The 18,849-nt window shown below is 67.2% G+C and carries 19 protein-coding genes and 1 other RNA gene; 16 read left to right on the top strand and 4 right to left on the bottom strand.

Annotated features, from left to right (window positions below; genetic code table 11):
• Positions 1–597 precede the first annotated feature (597 nt).
• The 4 genes from BMY12_RS17650 to BMY12_RS17665 all read left to right on the top strand — a co-directional run bounded on the left by BMY12_RS17650 (position 598) and on the right by BMY12_RS17665 (position 5,454).
• Positions 598–1,887, top strand: coding sequence for an acetyl-CoA C-acetyltransferase (locus tag BMY12_RS17650; protein ID WP_093289113.1), 1,290 nt, complete (start codon positions 598–600; stop codon positions 1,885–1,887).
• A 136-nt stretch (positions 1,888–2,023) separates the two neighbouring features.
• Positions 2,024–3,520, top strand: a complete 1,497-nt coding sequence (locus BMY12_RS17655) for an APC family permease (RefSeq protein ID WP_093289115.1) — start codon at positions 2,024–2,026, stop codon at positions 3,518–3,520.
• A 39-nt stretch (positions 3,521–3,559) separates the two neighbouring features.
• Positions 3,560–4,636: a ferrochelatase gene (gene hemH / locus BMY12_RS17660; RefSeq protein ID WP_093289116.1), complete on the top strand. Its 1,077-nt coding sequence runs from the start codon at positions 3,560–3,562 to the stop codon at positions 4,634–4,636.
• Complete coding sequence (locus BMY12_RS17665) at positions 4,633–5,454, top strand: SDR family NAD(P)-dependent oxidoreductase (RefSeq protein ID WP_093289118.1); 822 nt, start codon at positions 4,633–4,635, stop codon at positions 5,452–5,454. The genes hemH and BMY12_RS17665 overlap by 4 nt, the downstream gene beginning before the upstream one ends.
• 58 nt (positions 5,455–5,512) lie before the next feature.
• On the opposite strand, the gene BMY12_RS20835 is transcribed toward BMY12_RS17665, so the two are convergent.
• The gene (locus tag BMY12_RS20835; protein ID WP_177189057.1) at positions 5,513–6,670 is read right to left on the bottom strand and encodes an OmpA family protein; all 1,158 of its coding nucleotides are present in this window, start codon (positions 6,668–6,670) and stop codon (positions 5,513–5,515) included.
• 145 nt (positions 6,671–6,815) lie between these two features.
• On the opposite strand from BMY12_RS20835, the gene sohB reads away from it, so the two are divergent.
• From sohB to BMY12_RS17710, 8 genes are all read left to right on the top strand, one after another.
• Positions 6,816–7,847, top strand: coding sequence for a protease SohB (gene sohB, locus BMY12_RS17675; protein WP_093289121.1), 1,032 nt, complete (start codon positions 6,816–6,818; stop codon positions 7,845–7,847).
• Positions 7,848–7,866: 19 nt separating this feature from the next.
• Positions 7,867–8,499 carry a YbhB/YbcL family Raf kinase inhibitor-like protein gene (locus BMY12_RS17680; protein WP_093289122.1) on the top strand — a complete coding sequence of 211 codons (633 nt, stop codon included), beginning with the start codon at positions 7,867–7,869 and terminating at the stop codon, positions 8,497–8,499.
• Positions 8,500–8,582: 83 nt separating this feature from the next.
• Positions 8,583–10,031: a DegQ family serine endoprotease gene (locus BMY12_RS17685; RefSeq protein ID WP_093289124.1), complete on the top strand. Its 1,449-nt coding sequence runs from the start codon at positions 8,583–8,585 to the stop codon at positions 10,029–10,031.
• A gap of 76 nt (positions 10,032–10,107) precedes the next feature.
• Positions 10,108–10,302 carry a hypothetical protein gene (locus BMY12_RS17690; RefSeq protein ID WP_093289125.1) on the top strand — a complete coding sequence of 65 codons (195 nt, stop codon included), beginning with the start codon at positions 10,108–10,110 and terminating at the stop codon, positions 10,300–10,302.
• The gene (locus BMY12_RS17695) at positions 10,299–10,619 is read left to right on the top strand and encodes a cell division protein ZapA (RefSeq protein WP_093289127.1); all 321 of its coding nucleotides are present in this window, start codon (positions 10,299–10,301) and stop codon (positions 10,617–10,619) included. The genes BMY12_RS17690 and BMY12_RS17695 overlap by 4 nt, the downstream gene beginning before the upstream one ends.
• Positions 10,620–10,664: 45 nt before the next feature.
• A non-coding RNA gene (ssrS, locus tag BMY12_RS17700) (6S RNA) lies at positions 10,665–10,848 on the top strand.
• A gap of 46 nt (positions 10,849–10,894) precedes the next feature.
• Entirely contained in the window at positions 10,895–11,425 is a 531-nt protein-coding gene (locus BMY12_RS17705) for a 5-formyltetrahydrofolate cyclo-ligase (protein ID WP_245732613.1), read from the top strand.
• Positions 11,410–11,877 (top strand): EVE domain-containing protein, encoded by a 468-nt coding sequence (locus tag BMY12_RS17710; protein ID WP_093289130.1) that lies wholly within the window; start codon positions 11,410–11,412, stop codon positions 11,875–11,877. The genes BMY12_RS17705 and BMY12_RS17710 overlap by 16 nt, the downstream gene beginning before the upstream one ends.
• Here BMY12_RS17710 and BMY12_RS17715 read toward each other — a convergent pair.
• Positions 11,855–13,078 (bottom strand): serine hydrolase domain-containing protein, encoded by a 1,224-nt coding sequence (locus BMY12_RS17715; protein ID WP_093289131.1) that lies wholly within the window; start codon positions 13,076–13,078, stop codon positions 11,855–11,857. The two genes, BMY12_RS17710 and BMY12_RS17715, sit on opposite strands and share 23 nt — an antisense overlap.
• A 4-nt stretch (positions 13,079–13,082) precedes the next feature.
• Positions 13,083–14,612, bottom strand: a complete 1,530-nt coding sequence (gene ilvA, locus BMY12_RS17720) for a threonine ammonia-lyase, biosynthetic (RefSeq protein ID WP_093289240.1) — start codon at positions 14,610–14,612, stop codon at positions 13,083–13,085.
• Between the two features lie 69 nt (positions 14,613–14,681).
• Between ilvA and proC the strand changes: the two genes are divergently transcribed.
• The 4 genes from proC to metW are packed head-to-tail and all read left to right on the top strand — an operon-like array spanning position 14,682 to position 17,886.
• Positions 14,682–15,554 (top strand): pyrroline-5-carboxylate reductase, encoded by an 873-nt coding sequence (gene proC, locus BMY12_RS17725; RefSeq protein WP_245732606.1) that lies wholly within the window; start codon positions 14,682–14,684, stop codon positions 15,552–15,554.
• Positions 15,555–16,112, top strand: coding sequence for a YggT family protein (locus BMY12_RS17730; protein ID WP_093289133.1), 558 nt, complete (start codon positions 15,555–15,557; stop codon positions 16,110–16,112).
• An 8-nt stretch (positions 16,113–16,120) separates the two neighbouring features.
• Positions 16,121–17,269 (top strand): homoserine O-succinyltransferase MetX, encoded by a 1,149-nt coding sequence (gene metX / locus BMY12_RS17735; protein ID WP_093289134.1) that lies wholly within the window; start codon positions 16,121–16,123, stop codon positions 17,267–17,269.
• Positions 17,270–17,274: 5 nt separating this feature from the next.
• Positions 17,275–17,886: a methionine biosynthesis protein MetW gene (gene metW / locus BMY12_RS17740; RefSeq protein ID WP_218140251.1), complete on the top strand. Its 612-nt coding sequence runs from the start codon at positions 17,275–17,277 to the stop codon at positions 17,884–17,886.
• Between the two features lie 34 nt (positions 17,887–17,920).
• Here metW and yihG read toward each other — a convergent pair whose 3' ends face one another.
• The gene (gene yihG, locus BMY12_RS17745) at positions 17,921–18,832 is read right to left on the bottom strand and encodes a 1-acylglycerol-3-phosphate O-acyltransferase, YihG family (protein WP_093289137.1); all 912 of its coding nucleotides are present in this window, start codon (positions 18,830–18,832) and stop codon (positions 17,921–17,923) included.
• Positions 18,833–18,849 lie beyond the last annotated feature (17 nt).

Genomic DNA, 18,849 nt, shown 5'->3' on the forward strand with positions numbered 1-18,849 from the left:
AACTGAGCCGAACTTCCTGTTCGGCTCTCCCGCTGCGCTCGCTACGCTGCTCGGTGCGAGGCAAAGGGGGTTTAAAAGCAAAGCCACAGCAACGGCAACAGCGGCTTCGCGCGCGGAGCGTCGCTGCGCTGTTGCTTTTGACTTTGGGGTCCCCGTCTCTGGCGCTGAGCTGTGCGGCGAGCGCAGGGGAGAGCCGCCCACCAAGGGCGGCTCAGTTGCGGCCACGCCAGGGATGGCGTGTCCGCAACGGCCCCGAGCACGTTGCACAGCGAAGGCACCCGCGCAGCGGGCGCCAGAGCCGGGGTGTGCTTTCTCTTGCTTACTTCTCTTTGCACAAGCAAAGAGAAGTAAGTCCGCCGCCGGAGGGCGGTGGAAGAAGGCAATAGATCAGGACACAAACCAAACGCCAACAGCAAAGCCATCCGGCCGGCAGCAGGATGCGCAGCTGTGCTGCGATCTCACCCACCCCGGGACCGCCGGGCTTTCGGGGCGGCTGATCCGCGCAACGCAGCCATGTGGCAGCGCAGCAATAGGCGAATCGCCGCCACGCGCCTAAGCTGCGCGCCATCCTTTATCTGAACCAGGCGGGAGAGCTTCATGAAACCCTACGGACGCAAGGTGGCCATCATCGGCGGCTCGCGCATTCCCTTCGCGCGTTCCAACACGGCCTATGCGACGAAGTCCAACCAGGACATGCTGACCGCAGCCCTCAAGGGCCTGGTCGACAAGTACCAGCTGCACGGCGAGCGTATCGGCGAAGTGGCCGCCGGCGCGGTGCTCAAGCATTCCCGCGACTTCAACCTCTGCCGCGAATCGGTGATGTCCTCGGGCCTGGCCCAGGAAACGGTGGCCTATGATCTGCAGATGGCCTGCGGCACCGGCCTGCAGGGCGCCATCAACATCGCCAACAAGATTGCGCTGGGTCAGATCGAATCCGGCATCGCCGGCGGCGTGGACACCACCTCCGATGCGCCGATCGCCGTGGGCGAGAAGCTGCGCAAGATCCTGCTGGAAGTGAACCGCGCCAAGACCGCCGGTCAGCGCATCAAGGCGCTGGCCAAGTTCCGCCCCGCGATGCTGGCGCCGGCCATTCCCAGCAATGGCGAGCCGCGCACCAAGATGAGCATGGGCCAGCACTGCGAGGTGATGGCCAAGGAATGGAAGATCCCGCGCGAGGCGCAGGATCAGCTGGCTTATGAGTCGCATCTGAAAGCCGCCGCCGCCTACGAGGCCGGCTTCTTCGATGATCTGATCGTGCCCTTCGCCGGCCTGACGCGCGACAACAATCTGCGCCCGGAAATCTCCCTGGAGAAACTGGCCACGCTGGGCCCGGCCTTCGACCGCAAGTCCGGTCAGGGCACGCTCACCGCCGCCAACTCCACGCCGCTCACCGACGGTGCCTCGGCGGTGCTGCTGGCTTCGGAAGACTGGGCCAAGGCGCATGGCTTGAAGCCGCTGGCATACATCACGCACGCCGAGTGCGCGGCCGTGGACTTCGCCTTCAGCAAGAAGGAAGGTCTGCTGATGGCGCCGGCCTATGCGGTGCCGCGCCTGCTGCAGCGCGCCGGCATCAGCCTGCAGGACTTCGACTTCTACGAGATTCACGAAGCCTTCGCGGCGCAGGTGCTGTGCACGCTCAAGGCCTGGGAAGATCCGCGCTTCTGCAAGGAGCGTCTGGGCCTGGACGCGCCGCTGGGCAGCATCGACCGCGCCAAGATGAATGTGAAGGGCGGCAGCCTCGCGGCGGGTCATCCCTTCGCCGCCACCGGCGGGCGCATCCTCGCCACCCTGGCCAAGATCATCGACCAGAACAACGGCGGCCGCGGCCTGATCTCGATCTGCGCGGCGGGCGGCCTGGGCGTGACCGCGATCGTCGAGCGCGCCTGAAAACCTGCAGCGTTGTCAGCAGCACAAAAGCCCGGCCGCGCGCCGGGCTTTTTTCTTGCGCATGAGGAATGTTCCGCTATCGAGGCCGGCATCCGGCTTTGTGCATAATCGGGCATCGACATCCGGGGAGCCCTACATGAGCCTGCTGCGCACCAAACCGCTGGAATCCGACCGCAGCAAGGATCGCGGCCTCAAGCGCGTGCTGGGCGCCTGGGATCTCACCCTGCTGGGCGTGGGCGCGGTGATCGGTGCCGGCATCTTCGTGCTCACCGGCATCACCGCCGCCACCCAGGCCGGCCCGGCGGTGGTGCTGTCCTTCGTGGTGGCGGGCTTCGCCTGCGGCTGCGCGGCGCTGTCCTACGCCGAGTTGGCCAGTGCCGTCGGCGGCTGCGGCTCGGCCTACGGATATGGCTATGCCAGCCTGGGTGAGCTGCCGGCCTGGATCATCGGCTGGATGCTGGTCTGCGAATACATGGTCTCGATTCCGGCGGTGGCCACCGGCTGGTCCGGCTACGTGGTCAACAGCCTGCAGGCGCTGTCCGTTCATGTCCCGGAGCAACTCATACACGGCCCCTTCGACAAGACCGCACCGGGCCTGATCAATCTGCCGGCGTTTCTGGTGGTGCTGGTGATCGGCATCCTGCTCGCCTCCGGCGCCAAGCTCTCGGCGCAGTTCAACGCGATCATGGTCGCGGTGAAAGTCAGCGCCATCACCCTGTTCATCGCGGTGGCGGTGTTTCATCTGAACCCCGCCAACTGGTCGCCCTTCATTCCGCCGCTGGAACGGGTGGGTGGCAGCGGCGGCGCCGCCTTCTCCTGGGACATGCGTCTGCTCGATGCCCTGAAGCTGGGCCTGGGCTTCGGCGGCGGCGGTGAAACGCACTTCGGCCTGGTGGGCATCATGACCGGTGCCGCCACCATCTTCTTTGCCTATCTGGGTTTCGACGCGGTCTCCACGGCGGCGGAGGAGACGCGCAATCCGCAGCGCGATCTGCCCATCGGCATTCTCGGTTCGCTGTTCGCCTGCACCGCGCTGTACATCGTGGTCTCGGCCCTGCTCACCGGCATCGTCAATTACCGCGAACTCAACGTGCCCTCGCCGGTGGCGCATGCCATGCTCGCCATCGGCCAGCCCTGGGTCGCGGGCACGATTTCGGTGGGCGCCATCGCCGGCCTCACCACCGTGATTCTGGTGATGTACTTCGGCCTCACGCGCGTGATCTTCGCCATCGCCCATGACGGCCTGCTGCCGGGCTTTTTCGCCTACGTGCATCCGAAGACCGGCACGCCGGTCGGCTCCATCGCCGCCACCGGCGTGCTGATGCTGGCCTTCTCCGGCTTCGTGCCGCTGGGCCGGCTCGCGGAGCTGGCCAACATCGGCACGCTGGGCGCCTTCGTGGTGGTCTGCGCCGGCGTGCTGGTCATGCGCCGCACGCATCCCGAGCTGCATCGTCCCTTCCGCACGCCGGCCGCACCGCTGATTCCGGTGCTGGGCGTGCTGTCCTGCGGTTATCTGATGCTCAATCTCGCCGCCTTCACCTGGGCCGCTTTCGCCGGCTGGATGGCGATTGGTCTGGTGATTTTCTTCGCCTATTCGCGCAGCCACAGCGTGCTGGCATCCACGCCGGGTTGAAACGCGTATAACACGCGCCTGTAGCCACTGGACGCGAACATGACTCTCTCCCCGGCCGAGGCGCATCGGCAGACGCAGCGCAGCGGTGTGCTGCTGCTCAATCTCGGCACCCCTTCGGCGCCCGAACCGGCGGCGATCCGCCGCTACCTCGCGGAGTTCCTGAGCGACCCGCGCGTGGTGGAGCTGCCGCGTGCGCTCTGGCTGCCGATTCTCTACGGCATCATCCTGACCCTGCGCCCGCGGCGGCTGGCGCATGCCTATCGCTCGATCTGGAGCGCCGAGGGCTCACCCTTGATGGCCATCAGCCGCCGTCAGCAGGCCGGCCTGCAGCAACGCCTGGGCGCGGACGTGGTCGTGGCGCTGGCGATGCGCTACGGCGAGCCTTCGATTGCGCAGGGCATCAGCGCGCTGCTGGCGCAGGGCGCGCGACGCATCCTGCTGCTGCCGCTGTATCCGCAGTATTCGGCCACCACCACCGCCACCGGTTTCGACGCCGCGTTTGCGCATCTGGCCAGCCTGCGCTGGCAGCCGGAGCTGCGCAGCATCGCCAGCTATCACGACGATCCCGCCTACATCGCTGCGCTGGCGGCCAGCGTGCAGGCGCATTGGCGCCAGCATGGGCGTGGCGATCACCTGCTGATGTCCTTTCACTCGATTCCGCTGCGCTGCCTGCAGCTGGGCGATCCCTATTACTGCCACTGCCAGAAGACCGCGCGCCTGCTCGCGCAGGCCCTGCAGCTGGAACCGCAGCAATGGACGCTGAGCTTTCAGTCGCGCGTGGGCCGCGCCAAATGGCTTTCGCCCTACACCGATGAATCGGTGACGCGCCTGGGCGCCAGCGGCGTCAGGCAGCTGGATGCGATCTGTCCGGGCTTTGCCGCCGACTGCCTGGAGACGCTGGAAGAAGTGGCGATCCGCTACGACGCGCAGTTCCGCGCCGCCGGCGGCGGCGCGCTGCGCTATGTGCCGGCACTCAACGATGCGCCCGCGCATCTGGATTTTCTCGCGCAACTCGCGCAGCGCCATCTGCAGGGCTGGCCCGGCAGCATCACGCCGGACGCGCAGGCCAGTGCCGATGCGCGTGTGCAGATGCTGCAGCGGAGCCTGGAGGCATGAGCACCGAGCGTCAGGTGGTACTGATCACCGGTTGCTCCAGCGGCATCGGCCGCGCGCTGGCCCTGGCCTTTCACGAACACGGCTGCCTGGTCTATGCCTCGGCGCGCAAGCCCGAAACGCTGTCGGAACTCTGCGCGCGCGGCATCCGCACGCTCAAGCTCGATGTCACGCGCGGCGAGGACATCGCCGCCGCCGTGGCGCTGATCCAGACCCAGCATCAAGCCATCGACATCCTCATCAACAATGCCGGCATTCCGGTGATGGGACCCGTGGCGGAGCTGCCGCTGGACGAACTGCGCCAGCAGTGGGAGACCAATCTCACCGCGCCGATGGCGCTGATCCAGGCGGCGCTGCCGGCGATGATCGCGCGCCGTCGTGGCCGCATCGTCAACATCGGCAGCGTCTCCGGCATTCTCACCACGCCTTTCGCCGGTCCCTACTGCGCGAGCAAGGCCGCGCTGCATGCCATGAACGAGGCGCTGCGCATGGAACTCAAGCCCTTCGGCATCGAGGTGCTGCTGGTGCAGCCGGGCGCCATCGAATCCGGTTTCGGCGCCAGTGCCCACACGCAGACCGGCGGCCATGCCTGGCGTCTGTACGCGGCTTATGCGCAGGGCATCGCCAAGCGTGCCGGCGCCTCGCAGGAACACGCCACGCCCACCACGGTGTTTGCGCAGCAACTGCTGCGGGCGGTGCTGGCGCCGCATCCGCAGGCGACCATCCGCATCGGCGCGGGCTCGCGCCTGCTGCCGCTGCTGGCGCGTCTGCCGCAGGCGCTGCGCGACGCGATCCTGCTGCGTCGCTTCGGCCTGCGTTAACCTGACGCTCGCCTCGCGAGATCACTGCCTCTCGCGCCGCGAGGCAGAGGAGCCCGACTCACTCCTCGCGGGTGCGCGTCTCGGCGCGACGGTTCTGCGCGCGGCCGTCCTCGGTGTCATTGCTGACTTCAGGCTTGGACTCGCCGTAGGAATAGAGACTGATGCGCCCCTCGTCCACGCCCTTCCTGACCAGATACTGCTTGACCTTCTGCGCGCGGCGCTCGGACAGCGCCTGGTTGTAGCCCTCGCTGCCGATCGCATCGGTGTGGCCGGAGATATCGACCTTCAGCGCTGGATATTTCTGCGCGGTGTCGTTGATCACCTGCGCGGCATCGTCGAGCATGGCCTTGGCGTAGTCCGACAGTTCGTCGTGATCGAAGGCGAAGTGCACGTCCTCGAAGCGCAGCACCGCACCGCTGCCGCTGATCTTGAAACGGCCCGAGCCCATGCGCGCCGGACAGCCACGCGCGTCCACCGCCACGCCCGGCGCGGTGCCGGGGCACTGATCGAGACTGTCGGGCACACCGTCGCCATCGGAATCCAGCGGGCAGCCATTGGCATCCACCTTCACACCCTTGGGCGTGTCCGGGCAGCGGTCGCGCTCATCGGGCACGCCATCGCCATCGGCATCCAGCACCGGCTTGACTGGCTCGCTCTTCTCGCCCAGCGCCCAGACCAGACCGACGCGCAGCACCGGCTCGGTCAGATGCCCGGCATTGCCGGTGTCGCCCAGATCCACCCAGCGATAACGCGCATCCGCGCGAAAGCCCAGGCGGCCATCGGCGAAGCCGCTGAAGTAATGCAGGAAGCCGACGCCGAAATCGATGAAGGGATCGCTGCTCGAATCGTTGCCGTTCCTGAGCTTGCTGTACATCGCGCCGACGCCGATGCCCACATACGGCGAGAAGGCCGGATCGCGCGAATAGAAAAACTGCGTGTCGAGCTTGAGTCCGTAATCCTGCCAGCGATTGCCATGGTTGCCGCCGCTGGCGAAGCGGTCACCGAACAGGCTCAGTTCCAGACCCCAGAACGGGTTCAACGCCGCGCCTGCACCCAGGAACAGGCCCTGACCGGCGTCGCTGTGCCGCGCGCTGTCGTCGAAGGTATAGGCATAGCCGCCGCTGAGATAAGGCAGCGCATCCGTCTCGGCAGCCAGCACGGGGGTGGCCAGCGCGCCGAGCAGCAGCGCGGCGGCGACACGGGTTTTGTGGTTCATGGCATCTTGTCCCGCGGCAAAAAAGCGAAAGCCAGCGCGCAGCGTATCATAGGCCGTCCGGGCTCCGCGCCTGCGCAGCGCCCCGCCGCGCAGCATGCGCAGCGTAGCGCACGCCAACTTTCCCTTCGCCTTCACAACACCCACCATGACCGAACTGCTGAGCCACTACGGCCTGTTTCTCGCCAAGACACTGACGCTGGTATTGGCGCTGGGCGTGCTGGTGGCGCTGATTGCGCGCGCCGTGCGCAGCGGCGATGCCGAACCCGGCGGCGAGCAATTGCGCGTGCGCAATCTCAACGATCGCTTCCGCCAGCTTGCCGACGCGCTGCACGACGAAATTCTCGACGACGAGTCCTACAAGGCGCTGCTCAAGCAGCGCAAGCGCGAGGCCAAGGCGCGGGCCAAGCAGCCGTCCACGACGCGGCCGCGCGTGTTTGCGCTGCAGTTCCACGGCGATATCCGCGCCTCGGCGGTGGACAATCTGCGCGAGGAGATCAGCGCCGTGCTGCAAGTGGCGCGGCCGGGGCAGGATGAGGTGCTGCTGCGCCTGGACAGCGAGGGCGGCATGGTGCACGGCTATGGTCTGGCCGCCTCGCAACTGGTGCGCCTGCGCGACGCCGGCATCAAGCTCACCTGCGCGGTGGACAAGGTCGCCGCCAGCGGCGGTTACATGATGGCCTGCGTGGCCGAACGCATCATCGCCGCGCCATTTGCGATTCTCGGCTCCATCGGCGTGGTTGCGCAGCTGCCCAACTTCAACCGCCTGCTCAAGCGTATGGATGTGGACTACGAGCTGCATACCGCCGGCGACTTCAAGCGCACCCTGACGCTGTTCGGCGAGAACACCGAGGCCGCGCGCGAAAAATTCCGCACCGAGATCGAAGAGACGCATGAGCTGTTCAAGTCCTTCGTGCATCAGTATCGCGGCCAGCTGGACATGCAGCGCATCGCCACCGGCGAACACTGGTACGGCACGCAGGCCCTGGCGCTGCGTCTGGTGGATGAGCTGAAAACCAGCGACGACTATCTGCTGGCACGCAGCCGCGAGGCCGATCTGTATGAACTCAGCTACCGGCGCCGGCAGAATCTGGCGCAGCGTCTGGCCCAGGGCATGGTGCGTCTGGGCCTGGGCTTGCGCCACAGCCTGGAACAGACCACCCTGCCGCGCTGGCAGTAGTCAATAAAAAGGAGCCCGCATGAAACTCTACAGCCGCAGCCTCGTCGACGGCGGCGTGATTCCCGGCCGCTGCGCCTTCGCCGTACAGGCCCCGGTCGCGCATCTGCGTCTTTCGCAGAACCGCAATCCGCATCTGGCCTGGACGCAGGTGCCGGAAGGCACGCGCAGCTTTGCCCTGAGCTGCATCGACAGCGAGGTGCCCACGCGCGGTGACGACGTGAACCAGGAAGGCCGCATCGTGCCAGCCGATCTGCCGCGCGCCGACTTCGTGCACTGGCTGATGGTGGACATCCCGGCCTCGGTGCAGCAGATCGCCGAGGGCGCCTGCAGCGCGGGCGTCACCGCCAAGGGCAAGCGCGAACCGGCCGGCCCGGCCGGCAGCGTGCAGGGAGTCAACGATTACACCGGCTGGTTCGGCAGCGATGCGCAGATGGGCGGCCAGTACCTGGGCTATGACGGCCCCTGCCCGCCCTGGAACGATGCCCGCGTGCACCGCTACCGCTTCGAAGTGCTGGCCCTGGACACCGCCGGCCTCGGCCTGGCGCCGGGTTTTGCCCGCGCCGACTTCGAACGCGCGGTGAGCGGCCATGTGCTGGCCCGCGCCAGCATCCTGGGCCGCTACAGCCTGAACCCGGCGATCCGCCTGCGCTGAAGGCCTCAGGCGCCGGAAACTCTTGATCCGCCCCGCGGTCTTAGCCCCGCTGCCGATTGCAGCCAGAACATGAGAACCACCCGATGTCCAAATCGCTAGCCCTCAAGATCTTTGCCCCGCTTGCGGTTTCCGCCTCGATTCTCGGCGCCGCCTTCATGATGTCCTCCGCACCGCCGCCGGCCCATGCCGACATCCCGGTGCCGGCGCCGCAGGCCGCCAGCGGTCTGCCGGTGCAGGGCGGCCTGCCCTCGCTGGCGCCGATGCTCAAGCCGGTGCTGCCGGCCGTGGTCAACATCTCGGTGACCGGTGAAGTGGAGGTGCAGAGCCAGCTCGCACCGTTCATGAACGACCCGCTGTTCCGCCGCTTCTTCGGCGCCCCCGAGCAGCAGGAAGAACCGCAGGAGCGCGAGTTCCAGTCCGTGGGCTCCGGCGTGATCATCGACGCCGCCAAGGGCTACGTGGTCACCAATGCCCACGTGGTGGAGAACGCCAAGGACATCAAGGTCAAGCTCAATGATGACCGCCAGTTCGAAGCCAAGCTGATCGGTCGCGATCCGCAGACCGATATCGCCGTGCTGCAGATCAAGGCCGACAAGCTCACCGCCCTGCCGCTGGGCAACTCCGACGGCCTGCAGGTGGGTGATTTCGTGGTGGCCATCGGCTCGCCCTTCAATCTGCGCCAGACCGTCACCAGCGGCATCGTCTCGGCCCTGGGCCGCACCGGCGTCAGCGACGGCCTGGGTGACTTCATCCAGACCGACGCCTCGATCAACCCCGGCAACTCCGGCGGCGCGCTGGTGAACCTGCGCGGCGAGCTGGTGGGCGTGCCCTCGATGATCTACTCGCGCTCGGGCGGCAACATCGGCATCGGCTTCGCCATTCCGGTGAACCTGATCAAGTCGGTGCAGACGCAGCTGATTGCGCACGGCTCCATCGAGCGCGGCCGCATCGGCCTCGTCGGCGGCCAGGAAGTGACGCCGGAGCTGGCCAAGGCCCTGAACCTGCCGACCAGCCGCGGTGCGCTGGTGGCGCGCGTGCTGCCCGGTTCGCCGGCGGACAAGGCCGGCCTCAAGGCCGGCGACCTGATCGTCTCCGCCAACGGTCGCGAGCTCGCCGACTTCGCGCAGCTGCGCAACATCGTCGGCCTGCTGCGCGTGGGCGACAAGGTCGCGCTGCACCTGTATCGCGACGGCAAGGAGAGGGATGTCAGCGTCACCATCGGCAAGGACAGCGGCGCCACCACCGCCACCAGCGGCGGACAGGAGCTGACGCCGCGTCTGGCGGGCGCCACCTTCGGCGTGGTCGATGACAGCACGCGCGACGCCGATGTCGATGCCGGCATCGTGGTCAAGACCGTCAAGCCCAACAGCGCCGCCGCGCGCGCGGGCCTGCGGCAGGGCGACATCATCATCGCCGTGAACCGTCAACCGGTGACCACGCTGGAAGAGTTCAGCAAGCTCACCAGCGCCAAGGGCCAGCTGCTGCTGCAGCTGCGTCGTGGCCAGGGCGCGCTGTTCCTGATCCTCCAGTAAGGCAAGCCCTTCTGTCGGGCACGCGGGCGGTGGCCTATACTGGGCCACCGCCCGTTTTTTGTTGAGCCTTTGGCTTATGTTCGAAAGCGAACTGCAACAGCTCGAAGACCGCGTGCAGCGCCTGATGGCCGCCTATCGCCAGGCCCGCCTGGAACAGAAACGGGCCCTGCAGGAACGCGACCGCCTGCTTGCGCTCAATGCCGAGCTGCGCCGCCGCATTGAAGGCATCGTCGAGCGCGTGCGCTCGCTCGAATCGGAGCAGGAATCATGAGCAAGGCCGACAATCCCAGCGAGCCCTTGAGCGTCACCGTGCGCATCCTGGGCAAAGAATACGCGGTGGCCTGCCCGCCCGATGAACACGAGGCGCTGGTGAAGTCCGCGGACTATCTCAACGAACGCATGACCAGCATCAAGAAGCGCGGCAAGGCCCTGGGCACCGAGCGCATCGCGGTGATGGCGGCGCTCAACATCACGCGCGAGCTGCTGGAACTCAAAGGCGTGGAAGGCGTGGCACAGGACGACCCGCAGTCCGCCGCGCGCCTGCGTCAGCTGGCGCTCGATATCGACTCGACGCTGTCTTTAGAGTGACGGACGGTAGGGCTTGCGCAGCACCTCGTGGTATTCTCTGCCCCGTGTCTCCTGCGGTGTTCGAGTGGCGGTCTTAGTACCCTTGAGCCTATTTGCAAAAACCCGGGAACCATAACCCTGCCGGGCGTGCAGGCCCACCTCGTAGTGGGAAGCCCAAAGGCAGAGCGCGGTGCCCACTTGAGACTCCGTCTCAAGGTCGATGACCGATGACGGCACAGGCGGGAGACATCTTTCTTCTCAAGCAGACGCTGCGACGCCAGGCGCGCACGCGGCGGCTGCAACTCTCCGCAGCAACACGCCAGCACGCGGCGCAAGCCGCCGCGCAGCAGGCGCTGCGCGCGCTGCGCGCGCGTGGCGTGCGCATGGTGAGCGCTTATCTGGAAACCGGCAGTGAGCTTTCCACCGCGCCGCTGCTTGCCGCCCTGCACGCCACCGGTATCCGCATCGCCCTGCCCTGCACCCTTGCCGATGCGCGCCTGTGCTTCGTGCGCTGGCGTCCGGGCGAGCGGCTGCGCCACAAGCGCCACGGCATCCGCGAGCCGGCACGACGCGGCGCGCGCCTGCTGCGCCATCAGCTGGATGTGATGCTGCTGCCGCTGCTGGGCTTTGATGCGCACGGCACGCGTCTGGGCGCCGGCGGCGGCTATTACGACCGCTATCTGCAGACGCCGCGCCCGCTGCGCAGACCCTTGCTGGTCGGCTACGCTTACGCGATTCAGGAATTCGACACGCTGCCGCGCGAACCCTGGGACGTGCGGCTGGATGCGGTGCTCAGCGAAAGAGGATGGCGATGGCTTACTGGTTGATGAAATCCGAACCCGATTGTTTTTCGATCGATGATCTGGCCACGCGCCCGAACAAGACCGAGAAATGGGACGGCGTGCGCAACTACCAGGTGCGCAACATGTTCCGCGACCAGTTCAAGAAAGGTGATCAGGCCTTCTTCTATCACTCCAGCTGCGAGGTGCCGGGTGTGGTCGGGCTGATGAAAGTGGTGAGCAACGCCTATCCCGATCCCACGCAGTTCGACCCCAAGGCCGATCACTACGACCCGAAGTCCACGCCGGAGAATCCGCGCTGGCTGCTGGTGGACGTGCAATTCCAGCGCAAGCTGAAGAACCCCGTGACGCTGGCCCAGCTGCGCGAGCACGAAAGCGGCAAGCTCAAGGGCCTGCTGGTGCTGGCGCCGGGCAGCCGGCTGTCGGTGACGCCGGTCAAACCCGAGCACTGGGACTTCATTCTTTCGCTGGCGGGCTGAACCGCACCGGATCACAGAACGGCAGCACCTGCATCGAGCGCGCTTCAAAGGCTTGCGCGCTGGGCGCGGCGGCGCCGCCCGCATTGCTGATGTTGAGCAAGAGCACCGCCACCAGATCGTGTTGCGGGTCGATCCAGAAATGCCCGCCGTAGGCGCCGCTCCAGCCGTAGCTGCCGGGCGGCAGATAAGGATCGGCCGACACAATGCGCATGCCCAGGCCCCAGGCCATACCTTCCGGCAGCCCGGGAAAATTCGCCGGCAGTTGCAGCTGGTTCAGCTGATCGGCGGCGGCGCGACTCAGAATCCGCACGCTGCCGAGCTGGCCGTGTCCCGCCAGCATGTGCGCAAAACGCAGATAGTCGGCTCCCGTGCTGTACAGGCCGGCGGCACCGGAGAAGTAAGTCTCGGAATTGAACTCGCTGAAGCTCGGCAGCAGGCCCTGCCGGCTGCGGCGATACAGCGGCACCAGCCGCGCCTGCTGCGCCGGTGAGAGGCGAAAGCCGGTATCACGCATCTGCAGGGGCGCAAACAGGCGCGTCTGCAAAAAGCGCTCATAGCTCTGCCCCGAGACCACTTCCACCACGCGCGCAAGCACATCAAAGCCCATGAAGGCGCTGTAGGCGAAGCGCGTGCCCGGCGCACTCGCCAGCGGCCACTGCGCGTAAACCGGCATCTGCGCGGCCAGCGTGCTGCGCTGCCGCCAGGCCTCGGCGAACGCCGCCAAGTCACGCGCATCCGCCAACAATCCAGACGTGTGCGTGAGCAGCTGGCGCAGCGTGATCGCTGCCGCCGGCTGCGTGCCGTCCGCCAGCCGCAGCCGCGCGAACTCGGGCAGATAGCGCGGCAGCGGATCGTCCAGCGTGAGCTTGCCCTCGTCCACCAGCATCATGATCGCCACGGCGGTGATCGGCTTGCTCAGCGAGGCGAGGCGAAAGATTGCGTCCTCTTGCAGCGGTAGCGGCGGCGACAGCTGACTCATGCCCAGCGCCGCGTGGTGCACGCTGCGCCCGGCAACGCTGAGCATATAAACCGCGCCCGGATAAGCGCCCGCTTCGATGTCGGCGCGCATCTGACCATCCACCGCGCTGAAGGCCGCATCGCAGGCCTGCTGCGCCGCCAGCGGTCCCGGCCCGGCCTGCGCAAACGCGTTGCAGCAGGCCAGCCAGCCCAGCAGCAAGCGCCACCACCCGCAGCGGCGCATGCGCTCAGCCCGTCCCCAGAAACAGCTGATACGCCGGGTTCTCGCTTTCCTCGGCGTACTCGTAGCCCAGCGCGTCCAGGGAGCGCCGGCACTCGGCCCATTCCTTCTTCGGCACCTGCAGGCCCACCAGCACGCGGCCGTAGGCGGCGCCGTGGTTGCGGTAGTGGAACAGCGAGATGTTCCAGCGCGTGCCGATGGCACTTAAGAAGTCGCCGCAGGCACCGGGCCGCTCGGGGAATTCAAAACGGAACAGGCGCTCGTCCGTCAGGCCCGGCACGCGGCCGCCGACCATGAAGCGCACATGGTCCTTGGCCATCTCGTTGCCGCTCATGTCCACCACCGCGTAGCCGTGCTCGCGCAGATTGGCGATCAGCGTATCGCGCTCCTCGTGGCCGCCCGCGAACTTCAGTCCCACGAACACATGCGCGGCGGCGGCGTCTGAATAGCGGTAGTTGAACTCGGTGATCACGCGCTTGCCGATCTGCCGCACGAACTGCTTGTAGGCGCCGGGCTTCTCCGGCAGCGTCACCGCCAGCAGGGCCTCGGTCTCGTCGCCCAGCTCGGCGCGTTCGGCAATGTGACGCAGGCGGTCGAAATTGACGTTGGCGCCGGAGATGATCGCCGCCAGCGACTGCCCTTTCACGCCCTGCTCGTGCACCCAGCGCTTCATGCCGGCCACCGCCAGCGCACCGGCCGGCTCGGGCAGGCCGCGACGGTCGTAGAAGATGTCGCGGGTGGCGGCGCAGATTTCATCGACGCTGACCAGCACGATGTCGTCCACCAGATGCCGCGCGACGCGGAAGGTCTCCTCGCCGATCTGGCGCACCGCCACGCCGTCGGCAAACAGCCCCACCTGCGGCAGGGTCACGCGCCGGCCGGCCTTGTAGGCGGCAGCGAAGCAGTAGGAGTCGTCCGGCTCCACGGCGATGATCTTGATCTGCGGTTTCACCGCCTTGATCCAGGCCGCCACGCCGGCCAGCAGGCCGCCGCCGCCCACCGGCACGAACACCGCATCCAGGCCGCAGCCCAGCACCGTGCTCTGCTCGATCAGCTCGCGGCCGATGGTGCCCTGCCCGGCGATCACGTCCGGGTCGTCGTAGGGGTGGACCATGGTCCAGCCCTTCTCGATCACCATCTGCTCGGCGTGCTCGCGGGCGTCGTCGTAGGCGTCGCCGATCAGAATCGCCTTGCCGCCCAGGGCCCGCACCGACTCCACCTTCAGCGCCGGCGTGGTGCGCGGCATACAGATGTGCGCGGTGATGCCCAGCTTCTGCGCCGCCAGCGCCACGCCCTGGGCGTGGTTGCCGGCCGAGGCGGTGACCACGCCGCGCGCGCGCTGCTCGGGCGTGAGCTGGGCGATCTTGTTGTAGGCGCCGCGCAGCTTGAAGGAGTACACCGACTGCTGATCCTCGCGCTTGAACAGCACGCGGTTGTCGAGCCGGGCGCTGAGCTTGGGCGCAATCTCCAGGGCCGAGACCGTGGCCACGTCGTAGACGCGCGCCGCTTCGATGCGGGCACGGTATTGCTGCAGCAGCTTGCGGGTTTCCGCGCTGCCGCCCGAGGGGTTGCGCTGGGTCACGTCGGCATCGTTTCAGAGGGGCGTATGCCCTATGATACCGCGCAGTTCAAAACCACCTTCGAAGAAACTCCCCTGCCGATGTCCGAACGCATCGCCTTCATTGGCGGCGGCAATATGGCGGCCAGCCTGATCGGCGGCCTGCTCAAAGCCGGCCACAGCCCCGCGCAGATCGCCGTCGCCGAGCCCCTGGCCGAGCGCAGCGCCTGGCTGCAGCACGAATTCCCCGGCGTGCAGCTGGGCACGCAGGCCACGGCGGTGGTGACCGGCGCGCGCGCCGTGGTGCTGGCGGTCAAGCCGCAGCAGATGCGCGAGGCCCTGGCGAATCTGGCGCTGGACGCGGGCTGCGTGGTGGTATCGATCGCCGCCGGGGTGACCCTGGCCTCGCTGCGCCGCAGCCTGGGCGGCGGCGTGCACCTGGTGCGCAGCATGCCCAACACCCCAGCCCTGCTCGGCGCCGGCATCAGCGGCCTGTATGCCGAGCCCAGCGTACCGGCCGCGGCCCGCGCCCTGGCCGAGCGCATCCTGCGCGCCGCCGGTGACTGCGTGTGGCTGGAACAGGAAACCCAGATCGATGCGGTGACCGCGCTGTCCGGCTCCGGTCCGGCCTACTTCTTCCTGCTCACCGAGGCCCTGCGTGAAGCCGGCGTGCAGCTGGGCCTGGCACCGGAGGTCGCCGCGCGTCTGGCCCGGCAGACCTTCGTCGGCAGCGCGCTGATGGCCGCGGGCGAGACCGATGTGCAGCAGCTGCGCGCGCAGGTCACCTCCAAGGGCGGCACCACGCAGGCGGCGTTGGAGCATCTGGAGCAGGCCGGTCTGCGCAAGCTGTTCGCCGACGCCCTGCGCGCCGCCGAGGCGCGCAGCCGCGAGCTGGGCGCACTTCTCTCCAAGGAAAGCTAAATGGGCGCCAATTCCGCCAACGCCTTGCTGTTTCTGCTGACCACGCTGTTCGATCTGGCGCTGTGGGTGTATCTGCTGCGCATCCTGCTGCAATGGTCGCGCGCCGACTTCTACAACCCCATCTCGCAGGCGATCTGGAAGGCCACGCGCTTTCCAACCGACTTCCTGCGTCCCTATCTGCCCAGCCCCGGCAACATCAATCTCGCCGCCCTGCTCAGCGCCGCGGTGCTGGCGGTGGTCTACGTCTACGTGACCACGGCCTTCCTCGGCTACTCGCCGAGCCCGCTGGAGGCGCTGTGGTACGGCGCCCTCAAGCTGCTGACGCTGACCGTCAATCTGTTCACCTTCACCCTGTTCGTGCAGGCGATTCTGTCCTGGTTCGGCCCCGGCGTGAACAATCCGGCCAGCAACATCCTGTGGAGCCTCAACGAGCCGCTGCTGCGCCCGGTGCGGCGTCTGCTGCCCAGCAGCGCCGGCATCGACTTCTCGCCGCTGCTGGTGATGCTCGTGCTGCAGGTGATCAACCGCCTGCTGCCGCTGCCCGGCTTCTTCCGCTAAAGCGCGCCATGGTGCAGGCCGTCCAGGATCCGACATCGGTCGGCGTCGTCGCACCCCGGCGCATCGGCATCGACGCGCCGCTGCCCCTGGAATGCGGCCGCCTGCTCGCGCATCACGAGCTGATGGTGGAAACCTACGGCCGGCTCAATGCCGCGCGCAGCAATGCGATCCTGATCTGCCATGCGCTGTCCGGCGATCATCATGCCGCCGGCTTTCACGAAGGCGCGCGCAAGCCCGGCTGGTGGGACAACTGCATCGGCCCCGGCAAACCCATCGACACCGAGCGCTTCTTCGTGGTGTCGCTGAACAATCTCGGCGGCTGCCGCGGCTCCACCGGCCCCAGCACGATCAATCCCGACACCGGCCGCCCCTGGGGCCCGGACTTCCCGCTGCTGACGGTGCGCGACTGGGTGCGTTCGCAGGCCCTGCTCGCCGACGCGCTGGGCATCGCCCGCTGGGCCGCCGTGGTCGGCGGTTCGCTGGGCGGCATGCAGGTGATGCAGTGGACCATCGACTTCCCCGAACGCATCGCGCACGCCATCGTCATCGCGTCGGCGCCGCGCCTGTCGGCGCAGAACATCGCCTTCAACGAAATCGCGCGCCAGGCGATTCTCTCCGATCCGGATTTCCACGGCGGGCGCTTTTACGACCACGGCGTGGTGCCCTCGCGCGGCCTGATGCTGGCGCGCATGCTGGGCCACATCACCTATCTCTCCGACGCGGCGATGCGCGCCAAGTTCGGCAATGAGCTGAAGATCGCCACCCCCTCCTTCAACTTCGATGTCGAATTCGAGGTGGAGAGTTATCTGCGTTATCAGGGCCAGTCCTTCGTGGACCGCTTTGATGCCAACACCTATCTGCTGATGACCAAGGCCCTGGACTACTTCGATCCGGCGCGTGATTTCAGCAACCGCCTGGACCACGCCTTCGCCAAGGCCAGCGCGCGCTTTCTGGTGGTGGCCTTTTCCAGCGACTGGCGTTTCTCGCCGGCGCGCTCGCGCGAGATCGTCAAGGCGCTGGTGGATGCCGGCCGCGAGGTCTCTTACGCACTGATCGAATCGCAGCTGGGCCATGATGACTTCCTGATGCCGATCACCGCCTACCACGATCTGCTGCGCGGCTATCTGCATCGCGTGGCGCTGGAGTGCGAGGCATGAACAAGCTGCGCCCTGATCTCGCGCTGATCTGCGACTGGATCAAGCCCGATTCGCGCATCCTCGATCTGGGCTGCGGCAAGGGCGAGCTGCTGGCCTATCTGGCCACCAATCGCGGCGTGCGCGGCTACGGCCTGGAGATCGATTCCGACGAGGTGCAGGCCTGCATCGAGTCGGGCGTGAATGTGATTCAGGCCGACATCGACGAGGGCCTGCGCGATTTCGAAGCCGGCTCCTTCGACCATGTGGTGATGACCCAGGCCCTGCAGGCCCTGCAGCGTCCGGATGAAGCCATTGCCGAAATCCTGCGCGTGGGCCGCACCGGCATCGTCACCTTTCCCAACTTCGGCCACTGGCAGGTGCGCCTGGCCCTGGCGCGCGGGCGCATGCCGATCACCGCCTCGCTGCCCAGCGCCTGGTACGACACGCCGAACATCCATTTCTGCACGGTCGCGGACTTCGAAGCGCTGTGCGCGCAGCGTGGCTGGCGCATTCTCGACCGCCGCCTGCTGGACCGCTCGCTGCGCGGCGGCTGGCGCCATCGCCTCGCGCCGAACCTGTTCACCGAGGTGGCGATGTATCTGCTGCAGGCGCCGAGGCTGGAAGGCTTCACGGCCTGAACGCGCCTGAACCGCAGGACGCGGCGGCGATGCTTCACCCCTTCGCGCGAGCTTGATGCTCCGCCAGCAGCTCGCTGATGCGCTGATCCTTCTCGCTCCACAGGCGGCCGATCCAGCTGTGGAAGCGGGCACGGAATTCCGGGTCGGTTTCGTAGCTGCCCTGATAGAAATCGTGCGGCACCTGCAGCTGGCGGACTTCCACGATCACGGAATTGACGCGCCCGCACAGGAAATCCCAGAACTCGCGCGCGCCCTGCGGGTAGACGATGGTCACGTCCAGCAGGCAGTCGAGCTGCTGGCCCAGGGTCGAGAGCGCGAAGGCGAAGCCGCCGGATTTGGGCTTGAGCAGATGCCGGTAGGGTGATTTTTGCCGCGCATGCTTCTCGGTCTTGAAGCGCGTGCCTTCGAGAAAATTCAGAATCATGGCCGGCTGATTGCGAAACGCCTCGCAGGCGCGGCGGGTGCGGGCGATGTCCTGGCCCTTGAGCGCGGGATTCCTGGCCACCTGCTCCTTGGTATGGCGCAGCATGAAGGGGTAATCCAGCCCCCACCAGGCCAGGCCCAGCACCGGCACCCAGATCAGCTGCTGCTTGAGAAAGAACTTGAAGAACGGTGCGCGGCCATCGAAGGCCTTGATCAGCACCATGATGTCATTCCAGCTCTGGTGATTGGCGCAGACCAGATACTGCCCCCGGGGATTGAGCTCGGCGTGGATGCGGATGTCCCAGTGGATCGGCAGCAGCAGATCCGCGAGCAGCACATCGACATGGCCCCAGCGCTGCGCGCACCAGGCCACGCCGCGCGAGACGCGGTCCCGCGCCGGGCCCTTGGGCAAGAGCAGCTTGACCAGCACCAGCACGTACAGCGGCGTGGCCCAGAACACCGTGTTGATCACCAAAATCAAGCCGCAAACCGCGCCGCGCAGCGACGCCAGTGCCGAATTCATGTCTTCCCCTTGTGGTT

This window comes from Solimonas aquatica, assembly GCF_900111015.1.
GTDB classification, from domain to species: domain Bacteria; phylum Pseudomonadota; class Gammaproteobacteria; order Nevskiales; family Nevskiaceae; genus Solimonas; species Solimonas aquatica.